Here is a 17123-nt window from a genome sequence, read left to right on the forward strand (position 1 = left end):
TGAGGCATTTACCATAGGATAAGATTCCGCCAGCCCCCGTAGGCTCTTGAGGGCGGACCCAATCGTATGTGGACCGGATGGACCGGCCATTCCTAGTCAAAGGAGCTCAGATGCTCACCAACGAATACATCAAGCGCGTGTACCAGCAGGTCGAGAAGCGCGACGGCGACCAGCCGGAATTCCTGCAGGCTGTGCGCGAAGTTTTCTCCAGCCTGGAGCCCGTGGTGGAGCGGCATCCCGAGTATGAGGCCAACGGCGTGCTGGAGCGCCTGGTCGAGCCCGAGCGTGCAGTCAAGTTCCGTGTGGCCTGGACCGACGACCAAGGCCATGTCCAGGTCAACCGCGGCTACCGGATCCAATTCAATTCGGCCATCGGCCCATACAAGGGCGGCCTGCGCTTCCACCCGACCGTGACCGAGTCCGTCATCAAGTTCCTGGGCTTCGAGCAGATTCTGAAGAATTCGCTGACCGGACTGCCCATGGGCGGTGCCAAGGGCGGATCCGACTTCGACCCCAAGGGCCGCTCGGATGCCGAGGTCATGCGCTTCTGCCAGGCCTTCATGACCGAGCTGCAGCGTCACATCGGACAGTTCACCGATGTGCCCGCCGGCGACATCAACGTAGGATCTCGCGAAATCGGCTACCTGTTCGGCCAGTACAAGAGAATTCGCGACGAGTACTCGGGTGTTCTGACCGGCAAGGACCTGACCTTCGGCGGCTCGCTGGCCAGGACCGAGGCCACGGGGTACGGCCTGTGCTACTATACCCAGGAGGCCCTGCAGACGCTGCGCAAGGATTCCTTCCAGGGCAAGACCGTAGTCATCTCCGGTTCGGGCAACGTGGCCATCTTCGCCACCGAAAAGGCACAGCAGCTGGGCGCCAAGGTGGTAACGGCATCCGACTCCAACGGATACGTCTACGATCCCAACGGGATTGACCTCGACGTCGTCAAGGACATCAAGCTTGGTCACCGCGGCCGAATTCGCGAGTATGCGGACCGCGTGGACTCCGCTGAGTACCACGAGGGCTGCAAGGGCGTCTGGACTGTACCCTGCGACATCGCCCTGCCCTGCGCCACGCAGAACGAAATCGATGAGGAATCCGCAAAGACCCTGGTCGCCAATGGATGCACCGTGGTCTGCGAGGGCGCCAACATGCCCTCCACCCCCGAAGCCATCCAGGTCTATCAGGACAACAAAGTGCTCTATGGACCCGCCAAGGCCGCCAATGCCGGCGGCGTCGCAGTCTCCGGTCTGGAGATGAGCCAGAACTCGCTTCGGCTGCAGTGGACCTTCGACGAGGTGGATCAGCGGCTGAAGGACATTATGACCGGGATCTTCCAGAAGTCCTACCAGGCATCCAAGGAATACGGGCATGAGGGCGACCTGATGCTGGGCGCCAATGTGGCCGGCTTCACCAAGGTGGCCGATGCCATGGTGGCCCAAGGCATCCTCTGAGATAGTACTTAGCCCATCCGAGCAAAAGGGGCCGGCCCGCTGAAATTGTGGGTCGGCCCCTTATTGTGCTTTAGCGAACAGCAGGACTCAGGCGACCAGCTGGTCGATGACCTCGGGATCAATCCTCTGACGCGGGTTGAAGTCCTTGGAGCCCAGATACCGGTAGATGCTGGCCTGTAGGGCCCTGGCCTCAGGATATTCGGACAGATTCTGCAGGCCCATGGAGGAGAGGAGAAGCCGGCCCTTGCCGCAACGGCATTCCAGCAGCTGCGTCATGGGTCGCAGGTAGGCGTAGCTATCCATCTCGGTGATGATGGACTGGTAGCGCTCGGGCAGGACGATGGCCCGCTGGGTGGCCATGGGCCACCACTGCCAGTCAGTGTGCGAGTCGGTCGGAAAATCGGCAAAAACAGGGTGGTCGGCCTGAATGAACTGCCCCATGGTGCCGCTCTGGTCCTTGAACGTTCCCACCGACCAGAAGTCCGTGGAGAAGTGGGCCTGAACAGATCCGGGCAGGGACTGGGCCGTGGAGTCTGGACTCAGATAGACCGTGCCCCCCTGGTCCAGGACCCGACGCGCCTGCCGGTCGAACCTCCTGGCTTCGTACAGACCGTCTGGCCGGTCAGGCTGGCTGTCCTGGTAGACCCAGACCGAATAGACGTTGGCCACGCCGTCGATCTCGAGACTCAAACGGCAGCGTTGGTTGCCTTCAACTCCGTCCAGAGGCAATTCGAAGGCTCCCAGATCGGTCAGCTTGTCCACCGGACAGGTGACCTTGCGGAAGACATGTTCCAGATCAACCCCCGGGCCCTGCAACCGCAGCCGCAGATCACCCCGAAGGGTGCGTCGGCCGTAGTTGGCCACCCTGACCGTCCCTGAAAGCTTCTCCCGGTTGGTATAGGCGTAACGGTCCATGACTGCCAGCGGCAACTGATCGGTGAAGAAGGACCGGAAACGTTCAGGACGGGCGAAGGAAAAGCGCTTGGGGTGCAGGTGGGCATCCATCATGCCCACCAGAGCCGTGCCTTGTCCGGGAAAGTCCTGAAGACCCAGCAGCGAAAGCCCCGACATGGAAGGAGTTCGCAGGACGGACTCCACCTCCTCCCGGTAGCAGATCCGTGACAGTTCGCCTGTAGCGGCCACCCAATCCAGCCAGGTACGCTGGTCAAGGCCCGATTCACGAACCCTGTCACGGATCATTTCGTAATTGTCAGGACGGGTGACCCCGGTGAACTCTTCAATCTCCCGGAAGTCAGGCAGCACCTCATACTGCCCTACCTCGAATCCATAGACCGGCACCTCGCACTCTTTGCGGACTTCCTGCATGGTGTCCTCGAAATTGTGGGCAGTGCCCGGATGAACCGCGTTGGTGGACCCACGCATGTTGGCAAAGCAGCAGCGCAGGTCGTGGCCCTTATAAGACTCAGAGGTGTAGACCTCGTTGCAGTCGTCGCTGCCAAGCTGACCATAGTGCGGGTTGGAGGAATTGGCATAGAGCCGGGTATCGTCAATGCTCCGGGCATCCTGCACCAGCTGAGCCATGCGCTGGTGACCGGTCGCATCCGCAGACAGCTCGTTGCCCAGGGTGAGCATGACGAAGGAGGGATGGTTGGCCAGGAAGAGCAGTGTCTGCTCCAGTTCGGTGCGATAGTAGCGGTAGCTGACATCCTCCTGGAAGGCATGTTGGTGGTCCCAATGGGAGAGCTCGGGCTGCATCATCATACCCATCCGGTCCGCCGCGATGAAGGCTGCCTCGGGCGGGCAGTGCGAATGGAAGCGGACCACATTCACTCCGTATGAACGGTAGGCCTCCAGAATACGAATCCAGGAGCCCACGTCCATGGGCGGGAAGCCTGTCTGCGGGAACTCAGCGCAATTGGCCTCTCCACGCAGGAAGAAGGCCCTGCCATTCAAAGCCAGTCTCCCCTGCTCATCGGCAGCGAAGTCACGGATGCCGAAGTCCGTGCTGACCCGCGAGAGCACCCTGGACCCGTCCGGCGTCAAAAGTTCAACCGTTATGCCGTGCAGACAGCCCTGGTATTCGTCCCAGCGATCCGCATGGGCGTCAAGCGGCAGATCGGACCAGGTCAGTGTTCGCCGCCCAGGTTCCAGGTCTGCAGCAACCTCCAGAGGCTGGGCCAGCGCATCGGAAGAGAGCCTCAGGCGACCATGGAATCCCTGTCCCGAATCCACATCAGCCTCTACAGTCAGCGCATCGCCACGCGGGTAGGCACGGACCCTATCTATAAAGGTATCCTCCTCCACACGCAGGCCGATGTCCCCCAGAAGCCCGTTCCAGTTGGTCTGGGTGTGGTCAGTGGCGGTCGAGGAATCCAGAATGGCGTCGTGGGGCATGCCCTTGTAAGCATTGTCGGAATCCACCTGCAGCAGGTCATCGCCCGTCAGCAGTCCAGTCAGCTCGAAAACATGGGGGGTGTTCAAGGTCTGAGGACGGTAGGGCTCAACCAGGCGTTCACCGACCCTGACCTCCAGGCGGCGAGCGCGCTCCACCTCGAAAAAGACCCTCCGCCCCGGCTGCGGGGTCCATCGAATCTGCCGGGACAATCTGACTGTCCCCTCGAAGGTGTGCCGCCTGGTCAGCCGGGAGCCGATGGGTCCGGGCTTGCCGCTGCCATAGTCTGCGGACAACTCCTGATCATCATGTCCGAGTCCGTTGGTGTCCAGCGTGCCCGGCATCAGGACGGTTCCCTGCAGCTCAGACGGGGACTGAACCTGCCAGGCTCCAGCCAATGCAACCTTGGTCATGACTTCCTCCCGGCAAGAATTGTCCTGTGGTCCAATTCATCAGTGAACAACCCGGCCTGGATATGACCGGCATCCAGTTCCAGAACCTGCTTCAGACACTCCCGAGCCTGGTCGATCTGCCCTGTGCCGATGCGTGCCAGGGCCATCAGGTAGAGGCAGTGGACCCGGTTCATGCGGGTATAGTCCGCATCGAAGGTCAGGAAGTCAGGCAGGGAGACTGCAAAGTAGTCCTTTTCCACATGGTCGTCCAAGTGTTGCTCGCCGAAGTCCAGCAACCGGTAGTAGCAGGCGTTGGCCGGACCCTGCTCGCCCAGGGCCTGGTGGGCCAACCCCTGGAAGAGGACCATCTCGGCGGGCTGATCGTTGTAGTAGAGCGACTCCCCCACCTGTCCGGAGCCTAGGCAGGCCAGACGGAACTCCTGATCCGCAGCTTCCTCGTCACCCGCGGCCCGTCTGACCAGCCCCAGGTAGTAGTGCAGATCGTTGTCCTTCTGGCCTTCCAGTTTGCCTTCGCCCAGGTTTTCAGGATATGTCATGGCACGCTCCAGCAGGTCCGCAGCACGGTCCCAATCCTGGGCCGCCATGGCATCCTTGGCCATCAGCTTCAGGGAGATTCGGTATTGGGCGGTGATTTTGCCCTCGCCGCCCTCCCAGGGATGGAATCGCCGGCCACTCATCAGCTGATAGGCCCGTTCATAACTGCCAGTCTGGTTGAGCAGACTCAGGTATTCGATATAGAGATCGTCCCTGCGGGCCACAACCTCTGGATGCTTCTCGAATTCCTGCAGGCGGCGGGCAAAGCTCCAGCCCATCAGCCTGTGAAGTTGATCCCGTTCCAAAAAGACCCGTGCATCTTCAGGATCCAACCGACAGGCGGTCTCGATTTCCTGATCGGCGGCCTGCCAATCGTGTCGCTTGTTACCGTAGGCGATGGCCAGGTTGCGGTGGACGGTGGCGAAGTCGGGGTCCAATTGCCGGGAATGCTCCCAAAGCTTGATAGCCCGGTCCGCCAGAGACTTGTCATAGTAGAGGCAGCCCAGATAATAGGCTGCCTTGGGACCATCGACCAAGGTCATGGCTGTGCGCAGGGGGGCGACATCATCCAGGGAATTGGGAAAACAGTAGTCCGAAGGCGCGGCTTCAGCGGCCCGGAAGGCCTGAATGGCCTGATCCTTCCGCCCCAGCAGGTGCAGATACCAGCCTTGATAATACCCGACCATGGGCTGATGCTGATCGGCCTGGCCCAGCAACTGCAGCGCCTCCTCATAGGCGCCGAATGCAGCATAGTCTCGTGCCGTCCGCAGTAGGTTGAGGTAATCACCGCGCATCAGTCTGGACAGCTCGTCCGGATCACCGCCTGCCAAAACCCGCTCGTAGCCGGATACAAAGTCGAACCGATCCAGGGCCAGATTCTCGCGGACCACTTGGTTCGCCTGATCCCGCCTGCCCAGACGGCGCAGCAGATAGGCCTTGAGCCCGCGAGCCCTGATGTTGTCGGTGTTGCGCGTCAGAGCACGCTGAACGAAGTCCAATGCCTGCTCCAGCTGACCGCGACATGTCTCGATACAGGCCAGGCAGAAGAAGGCCCGTTCCTTTTGGGCATCGTCCCAGGTGGCCTTGTAGAAAGCGTCGTAGGCCTCGTCCATTCGTCCCTGATAGCTCAAGGCGAGACCCAGATTGTAATGAGCCTCGGAATCATAAGGTTGGCTGTTGCGCCAGGTCAGCCGCTTGATGGCCGTGCGGAAGTGCTGTTCGGCTCCGGCGAAGTCGCCGCGTCGAAGCAGGAGTCGGCCATAGGCGTTGTTGATGCGTGCATCGCCCGGGTCACGCTTGAGCCCCTCCAGGTAGTAGGGATCAGGCCGGTAGGTGGCATGGCGGTACTGTTCCAGGTGCAAACCGGTCAGCAGCAGTTCCTCATTGGTGGCGATACGCTCCGGCCGATCGGCGGCCTGCGCCGGCTCGGGAATCTTTCCATCGGCAGGTGGCTGTGGACGATAGCTGACCAGGAGCCGCCCTTGGGCGTCCTCCACTCGGGCTGTCAGTGCAGTTGCCGGATGATCGCCTGTCTCGAATTCGGCCCTGACCTGATTGTCGGGGCCAAGGGTGCCCTGCCACTGGTAAAGGATGGATCCGTCGTCTGCAGTGACCTGGACGCGCGCGTCCTTTTGAACCCGTGTGGCGTAGACGGTGACTCGCCCTTGCCCGGCCTTCAGCCCCTGGGCCTCGATCCCCTCATGCTCGCCGGCGGCTCCGAAGGTCTGCTCGGGGCCGACTTCCAGGTTGAGGGCCGCATCCACACTGGCGTTCTTGACCAGCCCCACCTGCTTGTAGGGCATGAAGTACTGGGTGAAGGTCTTGCCCTCGTAGGGCTTGAGCCAGGTGAAGTCAGGCTGGTTGTCAGTGAAAACACCGGTCATCAGCTCCACATAGGGACCGTCGGCATCGGTCAGATTGCGATCCCAGGCGTGGCCGAAGTCTCCGCAGCCCCAGGTCCACTGCTTCTTGCCCGGCGAGATGTGATGGTCAGCCACATGCAGAATGCCCGCCTGCCGCGAGAAATCGTAGCCGCCGACGAAGTCATAGTCCGAATGCGCGGCCATATAGGAGGTGGGCACCGGCACGTTCTTGTAGCGGCTGATATCCACTCCCTGGGAGTAGTCGTGCTTGTAGTAGATTCCCGTCGCGATGGGATAGCGGGAGACGTCGCGCTTGCCGTGGTCCATGACCGCAGTGACATCGGGTGGCATGACGGTCCTGGTGTGTTCGTTGACCGCCACGGCCGGGTTGGCCCACCAGAGGAAGGACTGGGGCAGGGGCGTGCCGTTGTAGAGCCGGGCCGAGATTTCGATGACGCTGACCCCGGGATGCAAGGCGATGGTGGTGGTGACCTGGGTGCCGTAGATGCGGTCGGTATCGTGGCAGACCACCGCCTTGCCACCGTCCGGCAGGTCCTTGAGGGTGCAGTCCACCGGAAGGAAGGTGCTGGGCCGATGGTGCTGCGGCCAGTTGAACTCGATGCCCCCGGAAATCCAAGGGCCGGTCAGGCCTACCAGGGCAGGCTTTATGACCCGGTTGCGGTAGACGAAGTCATAGTCGTTGGTCTTGTCCCGGGCATACTGGATTCGTCCGCCCAACTCAGGCAGGACGGTCACCTCCAAGTATTCGTTCTCCAGAATGACCGCCTTGTAGTCCTGATCCTTGCATTCATCCGAGATGGTCTCGATGACCGGATAAGGATAGACCCGTCCCGAAGAGCCCTGGTAGACTCGATTTTCAATAAATTGCGGATTCTTATCCGGTTTTCCGATTCCGTAGGTTGGAATCGTAAGCTCTGTGACTTTCACTGTGACGCCCATGGTCATCAGCCCCTTGTCTGCTCAGCAAAACTGTATATATTTGCTCTCAGTCTATAGTCGGAATCAGCCCTCAGAACTGCATAAATTGTTTGAAAATATTAAAAAATTGCTACTAGGCTGTCTTGGCTGATCAACACTTGTTCAGCTCGGGTCAACTGCTGAAAACGGACGGTCGCATATACATGAAAGGGGGTCGGCCCATCAAGAACCGACCCCCTAGGCTGGCGTTCGTCTAATGCCTGATCACGCCTTTCGGCATCTTCCCCCGACCGCTCGGCAATCCCATAGAGCCCTACTCCAGTTCCAGGGCTCCGGTATAGAGCTGGTAGTACTCGCCATGCTTGGCTATCAGCTCATCGTGGTTGCCGCGCTCGATGATCCGCCCATGGTCCAGGACCATGATCACATCGGAGTTGCGAACCGTAGAGAGCCGATGGGCGATGACGAAGACCGTCCGGCCTCGCATGAGTGCGTCCATGCCCTGCTGGACCACCTCCTCGGTCCTGGTATCGATTGAGGAAGTGGCTTCGTCCAGAATCATGGCTGGAGGATCGGCCACAGCCGCCCTGGCAATTGAGATCAGCTGACGCTGACCCTGGGACAGTCCGCTTCCATCCCCCTCAAGAACAGTCTGGTAGCCCTGGGGAAGCATGCGGATGAAGCTGTCGGCGTTGGTCATCCTGGCGGCTTCGATGCACTCCTGGTCCGTGGCATCCAGACGTCCGTAGCGGATGTTGTCCAGGACGGTACCCGTAAAGAGGTTGACATCCTGAAGGACGATGCCCAATGAGCGGCGGAGATCAGGCTTGCGGATGTTCTTCACATCGATCCCGTCATAGAGGATCTGGCCCTGCTGGATGTCGTAGAAGCGGTTGATCAGGTTGGTGATCGTGGTCTTGCCGGCACCGGTGGCACCGACCAGCGCAACCTTCTGCCCTGGCTTGGCGAACCAGGTGATGTCGTGCAGGACAGGCTTGCTCGGGTCGTATCCGAAGCTGACATCGGTGAATCGCACATCCCCTTGAAGGAGGGTGTATCGCCCATCAGGAGAGGTGATGGCTTGATCCTTGGCCTTAAGGGCCACGTCACGGGCATCGCCGGGAAGCTTCATGGCGGCCTCCAGCGAGCGCCTGCCGTCGTCATCCGCCTCGCGCTTCCAGGCCCAGTGCCCTGTTTCGTGGTCGACAGGGGTCATGGTCCGGCCGTCCGAGGCCAGTTCGACGCTGACCAATCTGACCGTACCCTGGTCGGACTCGACGGGCTGGTCCATCAGGTCGAAGATTCTGGAGGCACCGGCCAGGGCCATCATGACCATGTTGAACTGCATGGAGACCTGGCCGATGGGGTTGATGAAGGAGCGGGAGAGGGTCAGAAGGGAGACGATGGTCCCCAGGGTCAGCGGCCCCGCCCCGGTCAGTCCTACATTGCCCATGCCCGCAATACCGGCCAGACCTCCGACGATGGCCAGGATGACATAGAGCAGGTAGCCCATGTTGCCCACGACCGGCATGGTGACATTGCCGTAGGTGTTGGCCTGGGCCGAAGCCTGGAAGAGCTCCTCATTCCTCTCCTCGAAGACCTTGGCGGTGGCATCCTCATGGTTGAAGACCTTGATGACCTTCTGCCCGTTGACGGCCTCTTCCACGAAGGCGTTCACCTGGCCCAGATAGCGCTGCTGGTGAACGAAGTAGCGACCGCTTCGGGTGACCAGAACCCGGACCACCACAATCAGAACCGCCGCGAAGACCAGAGTCAGAACAGTGAATGGAATGGAGAGCCAGAGCATGGAGATCAGGGCCGCCAACGCGGACAGGACCGAGGAGACCATCTGCGGGAAGGACTGGGAGATGGCCTGACGGAGGGTATCCGTGTCGTTGGTGTAGCGGCTCATGGTGTCGCCATGCTCATGGGTGTCGAAGAAGCCGATGGGCAGCTCCTGCTGGTGGGCGAACATCTGATCACGGATGGTCTTCAGGGTGCCCTGCTCCACCTTGACGATCAGCCAGTTCCAGAACCAGGAGCAGAAGGTCCCCACCGCATAGAGGCAGCCCATCAGGATCAGGGTCCTCATCAGCGGTCCCCAGTCAGGGTCGGAGGCCCCGACCAGCGGCAGGATGTAGTGGTCGATCAGTGGCTGCAGGAAGAAGGCCGATGCGGCTTGGGCCCCGGCGCTGATGATGATGCAGACCACGATCACCGCCAGCTGCCAGCGGTAGGCCAACAAGTAGCTCAGGATGCGGCGGGTCGTTCCCGGCGCGGCCTTGTCCAGGCGGGGTTTGCGGTCCTTGAATGATCCGTCACTCATGGTCCTTGTCCTCCTCGCTCTGGTTCCTGGTCTGTGATTCGTAGATGGATCGGTACTCCTGACATGTTCGCAGAAGCTCATGGTGGGTGCCCTTGTCGAGAATCCTGCCCTCCTCCAGGACCACGATCATATCGGCGTCCTCCACGGAGGCCAGACGCTGGGAGATGATGATCTTGGTGGTGTCGGGGATCTCCTGGCTGAAGGCCCGGCGGATCAGCTGGTCGGTCTTGGTGTCCACGGCGCTGGTTGAGTCATCCAGAATCAGGATGTCAGGCTTCTTCAGAAGGGCCCGCGCGATGCACAGACGCTGTCGTTGGCCGCCGGAGAGGTTGGTGCCGCCCTCGTCCAGATAGGTCTGATAACCATCGGGAAACTCCCGCACGAAACCGTCGGCCTGAGCCAAAGTACAGGCGCGCACCAGCTCGTCGTCCGTGGCCTCAGGGTTGCCCCAGCGCAGGTTCTCGGCGATGGTCCCGGTGAAGAGGACATTCTTCTGGAGCACCATGGCCACCTGGTCGCGCAGGACCGTCAAATCGTACTGGCGCACGTCCACCCCGCCCACCTGGAGGGACCCATCGGTGACGTCATAGAGACGGGGAATGAGCTGGACCAGGCTGGATTTGGAGGAGCCGGTCCCGCCCACGATGCCCAGGGTGGAGCCCGAGGGAACGTCCAGATTGATATGGCTCAGAACCGGACGTTCGGACCGGTCCGAGTAGCGGAATGTCACATCCTGGAAGCTGATGGATCCGTCGGCCACCTTCATGACCGGCTTGGCGGGATCGTGCACGGTGCTGACCTCGTCCAGCACCTGGCAGATACGCTCGGCGGAAGCCTGGGAGATGACGACCATGACCACAATCATGGAGACCATGTTCATGGCCATCATGATCTGGATGGCATAGGTGACCAGGGCGGTCAGATCGCCCGTGGTCAGCCCCAGGGCAGCGTTGTTCCCGGAGGCAACAATCTGGGAGGCGCCCATCCAGGATATGACCAGCAGAGAGGCATAGATGCAGAAGTTCAACAATGCCGGGTTCAGACTCATGATCCGCTCGGCCTTGCAGAAGGCACGATAGATGGCCAAGGAAATACTGTTGAACTTGCGCTCCTCGTAGTCCTCCCGGTTGTATGACTTGACCACTCTGATTCCCTGGAGGTTCTCGTCCACCACATTGTTGAGGTGGTCGTAGGTGTGGAAGACGCGCTCGAAGATGGGGTGAACCAGCAGGGACAGCCCGATCAATCCGAAGCCCAGGATGGGGATGGCGATCAGGAAGACCAGGGATATGGGCCTGGAAATCTTATAAGAAAAGAGCCAGGCCACAATGACCATGATCGGCGCTCTGACACCGACCCTGATGACCATCTGATAGGCATTCTGCAGGTTGGTCACATCGGTGGTCAGCCTGGTGATGATGGATCCGGTGGAGAAGCGGTCGATGTTGGTGAAGCTGAAGGACTGCACCTTGGCGAACAGATCGCTGCGGACATTCTTGGCCAGGCCGGAAGAGGCGATGGCCGCATACCGCCCGGACATGAACCCAGAAAACAGGGAGACGGCCGAGCAGGCCAGCAGAATCAGCCCGAATTTGAAGATGGCCGGCATGGACCTCCCCGAGACCCCCTGATCGATCAGGGAGGCCATGATGGTCGGGATCACAATCTCTAGAACGCTCTCAAGAAAGACGAAGGCCGGAGCCAGAAAGCTGGCCTTCCGGTATTCGCGCAGGGAGCGCAGGATGGTGCGGATGGTATGCTTCGGACGCGCTGGTTCCTGTTTATCCGATCTGACTACGGATGCCGTAGACCCCTTCAAGTGAACCTCTTCTGTTTCTGTGCTGATTTCTCTATCTTTTACGGCCAATCACCGACATGCAATACCCTCGAAAGAGGGTCTGAATGCACCTAGGCTATCATCCTGTCCGTCAGGGTTGGGCGGACGCGCAGGGATTTCCGCCCTCCACAAAAAGAAGCTGTCACGCCCCTCGGGGTCATGCAGCTTCTATGCCTCGGTCAGTCGTATCAGCGAGTCTTGCCGGTGGATTCTAAGCTTGGCATTCCTACGATTGATTCAACTGGCGACAGGACTCTCGCCTGACAGGCTATGAATTATCGCTCGTCCAACTCTGTGATGATCTCCTTGGAGATCTGGTCGACCTCGCCCTGGCCATCCACTGCGACCAGAAGACCACGGGACTTATAGGTATTCAGCAGGGGGGCCGTCTCCTTGGCATAGATATCCAGGCGCTTGGCAATGGCCTCGGGTGTATCGTCTGCCCGCCCCTCTTCCTTGGCCCGCTTGGCGATGCGCTGCATGAGCACGTCATGGTCTGCATCCAGGGCCACCACAGCTGTCAGCGGAGTGCCAAGCTCCTGGAGCATCTTGTCCAGCGCCTCGACCTGGGAGGCCGAACGGGGGTAGCCGTCCAGAATCCAGCCCTGGGCGGCGTCGTCCATGCCAAGGCGGTCCTTGACGATCTTGTTGGTCAGCTCGTCTGGAACCAGTTCACCCTTGTCGGTGTAAGCCTTGGCCTGCTTGCCCAACTCGGTTCCGTTCTTCAGGTTGTAGCGGAAAATGTCGCCGGTGGAGATGGCAGGAATCCCGTAATGCTTGCTGAGCAAGGCCGCCTGTGTGCCCTTGCCAACACCTTGAGGTCCCATGATCAACAGTCGCTGTGCCATTCCCTATCCTTTGTTCGATCTTCTATTGTTCTTGGCTCTAAGGCCCAGACGATTTTAGCTGTCTGAGCCGTGTAGAACTCTCATTTACGTATGCTAGCGGCTATCTGGCCCAACGCAGGTTGCACTCACTAAACTCGTGCAAACCGTCTTCCGGATACAACAGGGTCCGACCCCATGCCACCAAGGGCCAGGGTCGGACCTTCAACTGTTTCGGTCAGCCATTACTCGCGGGTTTTCGGCAGAAGGGTCAGCCCTCCTTGTGTTCGCCCTCCAGCAGGAAGCCGGTGTACTGGAACTGTTCGGTCTGTGCCCTGGCCTGGCGCAGGGTGTCCAGGCCGACACCGGCGATAATCAGAATGGTGGTGCCGCCGAAGGGCAGCTTGGAGTTGATCTTCAGCAGCATGATCAGCACCGTCGGAATCAGGGCCACGAAGAGCAGATAGATGGCACCCACCGTGTTCAGCCGATTCATCACATATGACAGGTATCGACTGGTGGCCCGCCCGGCCCTGATGCCCGGGATGAAGCCGCCATACTCTTTCATGTTGTCGGCAGTCTCGTCCGGGTTGAAGGTGATGGACGTGTAGAAGAAGCAGAAGAAGACAATCATGACCGAGTAGAGCACGATGTACCAGACCGAGGTCGTGTTGGCCATGTTGGCATCAATCCACTTGACCCAGCTCTGATCGGAATTGCCGAACTGGGCAATAAGGGTAGGGATGGCCAAAATTGACGAAGCGAAGATGGGGGGAATCACGCCAGACATGTTGATCTTGAGCGGCAGATAGGTGGAAGATCCGCCGTACATCTTACGGCCAATCATCCTGCGGGTGTACTGGACGGGAATACGACGCTGAGCCAGTTCCACGTAGTCGACCAGAATCAGGATAACCAACAAGACGGTCACGACAATGCCGAACTTGACCCAGTCGCCATCCTTGCCGTTGGTCCCCCAACCGATGTTCCAGAGCTGCGGCAGGAAGCCGGAGCAGATGGAGATGAAGATCAGGACGGACATGCCGTTACCGATGCCCTTGTCGGTGATCAGTTCGGCCATCCACATAATCAGACCGGTGCCGCCGGTCATGATCAGAACCATGACGGCCATATTCCACCAAGAGCTGTCAGGGATGACATGCTGTTGGCAGGCACCACCGAAAAGCGCGCCCTTGCTGGCCGTAACCAGAATGGTCGTGGACTGCAGCACGGCCAGACCCATGGTCAAATACCTGGTGTACTCGGTCAACTTGGCCTCGCCTGACTGACCCTCCTTGTGCAGAGCCTCGAAACGAGGAATAACCACGCGCAGCAGCTGCACCACGATGGATGCAGTGATGTAAGGCATGATGCCCAATGCGAAGATGGACAGCTGCAGTAGAGCTCCGCCCGAGAACAGGTTCACCAGGCCGATGAAGTCCTCATTGCCAGCCGTGGTGATGCACTTCTGCACGGCGGGATAATCCACGCCTGGGGTAGGTATGAACGACCCGATGCGATAGATGATGATGATGCCAAGAACGAAGAAGATTTTCTTCCTCAACTCCTTGGTCCTGAAGGCCTGGATTAACGTCCTCACCTAAGTTCCCTCCCTACGCGCCCACGCGTTGGTCCCGGTGCATCGCACCTTCTTGCTCCGACCAGCTTAGCCGATGGCTCCGTCAAAACCGACGGCAACCAGGCCGGAAACGAGTTCCGGCCCCCGCCCGCTTGGAGCGGGGAGGGCCGGAATCATCTGCCTTACGGTCTGTCCCCTATGAGTATCAGTCCTCGGAGACGGACCCGCCTGCGGCTTCTATCTTGCTTCTGGCCGAGGCCGAGGCCTTGACGCCCTTGAGGGTGAAAGCAGCCTTGACGTCACCATCACCCAGGACCTTGACGGGGTGACCCTTGCGGACCGCTCCCTTATTGACCAGATCCTTGACGGTGACTTCGCCACCCTTGGGGAAGAGCCCTTCCAGAGCACCCAGGTTGACCACCTGGTACTCCTTCTTGAAGGGGCTCCTGAACCCGCGCAGCTTGGGCAGCCGCATGTACAGGGGCAGCTGGCCGCCTTCAAAGCCCGGACGGACCTGGTAGCGGGCCTTGGTGCCCTTGGTGCCACGACCGGAGGTCTTGCCCTTGGATCCCTCGCCACGACCGACGCGGATACGGTCGCGCTTGGCGCCTGGAGCCGGACGCAGGTCATGCATCTGCAGGATGGTAGGCTCTTGCTTGTCGCTGGCCATAATCAGTCTGCCTCCTCTACGTTCACCAGGTGGCGGACCTTGTCAGCCATCCCCCGGTAGACGGGGGTGTCCTCACGAAGGACTGACTGGCCGATCTTGTGAAGGCCCAGAGACCTGACGTTCTCCTTCTGGCGGTCGGTGGCATGAGCCACGCCCTTGACCAGGGTGATCTTGATCTGCTTGGTCATCACTCACCTGCCTTCGACTGCTCGTCAGCCTTGGCCTTGGCCTCTTCGCGCTCCTTACGCTCGTCGGCGATGCCGGCGGCACGTGCGCGCAGGAGGGAATCGGGGGCGACCTCCTCCAGAGGCAGACCGCGGCGTGCCGCGATCTCCTCGGGCTCCTCCAGCTGCTTCAAGGCAGCTACAGTGGCCCGCACCATGTTGACGGCGGTGGCCGATCCCATGGATTTGCTCAGGATATCAGTGATGCCGGCACACTCCAGGACGGCGCGGACCGGACCACCGGCGATAACGCCGGTCCCGGGGGCTGCAGGCCGCAGGAGAACCGTGCCGGCCGCATCGTGGCCGATCACCGGGTGGGTGACAGTGCCGCGGATACGGGGGACGGTGAACATGTGCTTCTTGGCATCCAGCTGACCCTTGGAGATGGCTGCAGGAACCTCACGGGACTTGCCGTAGCCAACGCCCACAGTGCCCTTGCCATCGCCCACGACTACCAGAGCCGCGAAGCTGAAGGTACGGCCTCCCTTGTGGACCTTGGAGACACGGTTGATGGTGACGACCCTGTCGAGCATGTCGTCACGCTCGTCGCGGTCGCGACGACCACGACGGCCATCCCTGCGGCCGTCACGGGAACCGCCACGACGACCACCGCGGCGATCATCGTTCCGGTCGTTCCGGTCCCTTCTGCCACCCTGGCTGGACTGAGTATTTGTGGAATCTTCAGTCACCTGGGTTGTTTCCTTTGTCGTTTCGTTGTCGCTCACAGTGCCAAACCTCCCTCACGGGCGCCTTCCGCAACCGCTGCGACCCTTCCGTGGTACTTGTTGCCACCACGGTCAAAGACCACGGTGGTGATGCCGGCCTTCTTGGCCTTGGCCGCAATCTGCTCGCCCACCTTGCGGGCGGCCTCGGTCTTGGTGCCTTTGAAGGAGCCGTAGTCCGAAGCCATGGTCGACTCGCTGACCAGGGTGACACCCCTGGTGTCGTCGACAATCTGGGCGATCATGTTGCGGTTGGTTCGTGTGACCACCAGACGGGGGCGCTCTGCCGTGCCGGAAACGCGCTTGCGCAGACGGGCATGGCGGCGCAGACGGGCGATCTTCTTGCCTTTGCCTAGTATCGAGACCGTCATATCACTTACCAGCCTTTCCAGCCTTGCGCAGGATGTGCTCGTCGGCGTACTTGATGCCCTTGCCCTTGTAAGGCTCGGGCGAACGCAGGGCGCGGATGTTGGCGGCAGCCTGGCCGACGGCCTGCTTGTCGATACCGGAGACGACCACTTCGTTGGCGTTCGGCGTCTCGAAGGTGATGCCCTCCGGGGGGTCAACGGTGATGGTGTGCGAGTAGCCCAGCGAGAACTCCAGGGACTTGCCCTTGGCGACCACGCGATAGCCGGTGCCGACGATCTGCAGGTGCTTGCTGTAGCCCTTGGAGACGCCTTCGACCATGGAAGCCACGATGGAGCGGCTTAGTCCGTGCTTGGCCTTGGTGGTGCGGTCCTCGTCGGCGGGGGTCATGATGATCTCATTACCCTCGACCTTGCCGGTGATGCCCTCGGGCAGCGTGTATCCGTCCGAGCCCTTGGGACCCTTGGCGGTGAATTCCTGGCCCTTGAAGGCCACCTCCACACCTGCCGGAACGGCGATGGGGAGCTTACCGATATGCGATGCCATGTTCAGCTCTCCTTTCTCACCATACGTAGGCGACGATCTCGCCGCCGATGCCCCTGTCGAGGCATTCCTTTTGGGTCATCAGTCCCGAGCTTGTCGAGATGATGGCGATTCCCAGCCCGCCCAGGGGCATGGGCAGGGAATCCGACTTGGCGTACCGGCGCAGACCGGGCTTGGAGACGCGCTTGATCCCCTGAATGGACTGGCGTCCATCGGGGCCGTACTTGAGCGTGATCTCCAGATCCTGCCCGACGCGCGCCTCCTTGGCGCGGTAATCGGCGATGAAACCTTCGCGCTTGAGGATCTGCGCGATGTTCGCCTTGAACTTGGAGTACGGCATGTCGACTGTTTCATGCTTGGCCGCACTCGCATTACGCAGACGTGTCAGCATGTCTGCGATGGGATCTGTCATTGTCATGTGGGCTTATGCCCTTCCTCGCCGTGGTTTCCGCCGCCCGGCAGCAAACTGCCGCG

13 protein-coding genes are annotated in these 17123 nt (G+C 60.5%); 1 reads left to right on the forward strand and 12 read right to left on the reverse strand.

The genetic code is table 11. From position 1 onward, the window contains the following. Nucleotides 1-110 precede the first annotated feature (110 nt). Nucleotides 111-1457: an NADP-specific glutamate dehydrogenase gene (gdhA, locus tag P272_RS0102835; RefSeq protein ID WP_024626778.1), complete on the forward strand. Its 1347-nt coding sequence runs from the start codon at nucleotides 111-113 to the stop codon at nucleotides 1455-1457. Between the two features lie 87 nt (nucleotides 1458-1544). Here the strand turns inward: gdhA and P272_RS0102840 are convergent, their stop codons facing one another. From P272_RS0102840 to rpsH, 12 genes are all read right to left on the reverse strand, one after another. Then, nucleotides 1545-4223, reverse strand: coding sequence for a glycoside hydrolase family 2 TIM barrel-domain containing protein (locus P272_RS0102840; RefSeq protein ID WP_029678056.1), 2679 nt, complete (start codon nucleotides 4221-4223; stop codon nucleotides 1545-1547). Next, nucleotides 4220-7585, reverse strand: coding sequence for a DUF5107 domain-containing protein (locus P272_RS0102845; RefSeq protein WP_029678057.1), 3366 nt, complete (start codon nucleotides 7583-7585; stop codon nucleotides 4220-4222). The genes P272_RS0102840 and P272_RS0102845 overlap by 4 nt, the downstream gene beginning before the upstream one ends. 286 nt (nucleotides 7586-7871) lie before the next feature. Further along, nucleotides 7872-9884: an ABC transporter ATP-binding protein gene (locus P272_RS0102850; RefSeq protein WP_029678058.1), complete on the reverse strand. Its 2013-nt coding sequence runs from the start codon at nucleotides 9882-9884 to the stop codon at nucleotides 7872-7874. Next, on the reverse strand, nucleotides 9877-11703 hold the full coding sequence (locus P272_RS0102855) for an ABC transporter ATP-binding protein (RefSeq protein ID WP_029678059.1): 1827 nt from the start codon (nucleotides 11701-11703) through the stop codon (nucleotides 9877-9879). The genes P272_RS0102850 and P272_RS0102855 overlap by 8 nt, the downstream gene beginning before the upstream one ends. A gap of 293 nt (nucleotides 11704-11996) precedes the next feature. Beyond that, nucleotides 11997-12569 carry an adenylate kinase gene (locus tag P272_RS0102860; RefSeq protein WP_029678060.1) on the reverse strand — a complete coding sequence of 191 codons (573 nt, stop codon included), beginning with the start codon at nucleotides 12567-12569 and terminating at the stop codon, nucleotides 11997-11999. Nucleotides 12570-12816: 247 nt separating this feature from the next. After that, nucleotides 12817-14145: a preprotein translocase subunit SecY gene (gene secY, locus P272_RS0102865; RefSeq protein WP_029678061.1), complete on the reverse strand. Its 1329-nt coding sequence runs from the start codon at nucleotides 14143-14145 to the stop codon at nucleotides 12817-12819. A 184-nt stretch (nucleotides 14146-14329) separates the two neighbouring features. Further along, entirely contained in the window at nucleotides 14330-14794 is a 465-nt protein-coding gene (gene rplO / locus P272_RS0102870) for a 50S ribosomal protein L15 (RefSeq protein ID WP_029678062.1), read from the reverse strand. Nucleotides 14795-14796: 2 nt separating this feature from the next. Then, nucleotides 14797-14982 carry a 50S ribosomal protein L30 gene (gene rpmD / locus P272_RS0102875; protein ID WP_015022341.1) on the reverse strand — a complete coding sequence of 62 codons (186 nt, stop codon included), beginning with the start codon at nucleotides 14980-14982 and terminating at the stop codon, nucleotides 14797-14799. Further along, complete coding sequence (gene rpsE / locus P272_RS0102880) at nucleotides 14982-15743, reverse strand: 30S ribosomal protein S5 (protein WP_029678063.1); 762 nt, start codon at nucleotides 15741-15743, stop codon at nucleotides 14982-14984. The genes rpmD and rpsE overlap by 1 nt, the downstream gene beginning before the upstream one ends. After that, nucleotides 15740-16111 carry a 50S ribosomal protein L18 gene (gene rplR / locus P272_RS0102885; protein ID WP_029678064.1) on the reverse strand — a complete coding sequence of 124 codons (372 nt, stop codon included), beginning with the start codon at nucleotides 16109-16111 and terminating at the stop codon, nucleotides 15740-15742. Before rplR ends, rpsE begins: the two co-directional genes overlap by 4 nt. 1 nt (nucleotide 16112) lies before the next feature. Continuing rightward, a complete protein-coding gene (gene rplF, locus P272_RS0102890) occupies nucleotides 16113-16652 on the reverse strand; it encodes a 50S ribosomal protein L6 (RefSeq protein WP_029678065.1) in 540 nt (179 codons plus the stop codon). Between the two features lie 16 nt (nucleotides 16653-16668). After that, the gene (gene rpsH, locus P272_RS0102895; protein WP_024626787.1) at nucleotides 16669-17067 is read right to left on the reverse strand and encodes a 30S ribosomal protein S8; all 399 of its coding nucleotides are present in this window, start codon (nucleotides 17065-17067) and stop codon (nucleotides 16669-16671) included. Nucleotides 17068-17123: the final 56 nt, after the last annotated feature.

This window comes from Bifidobacterium sp. 7101, assembly GCF_000499285.1.
Lineage (GTDB): Bacteria > Actinomycetota > Actinomycetes > Actinomycetales > Bifidobacteriaceae > Bombiscardovia > Bombiscardovia apis_A.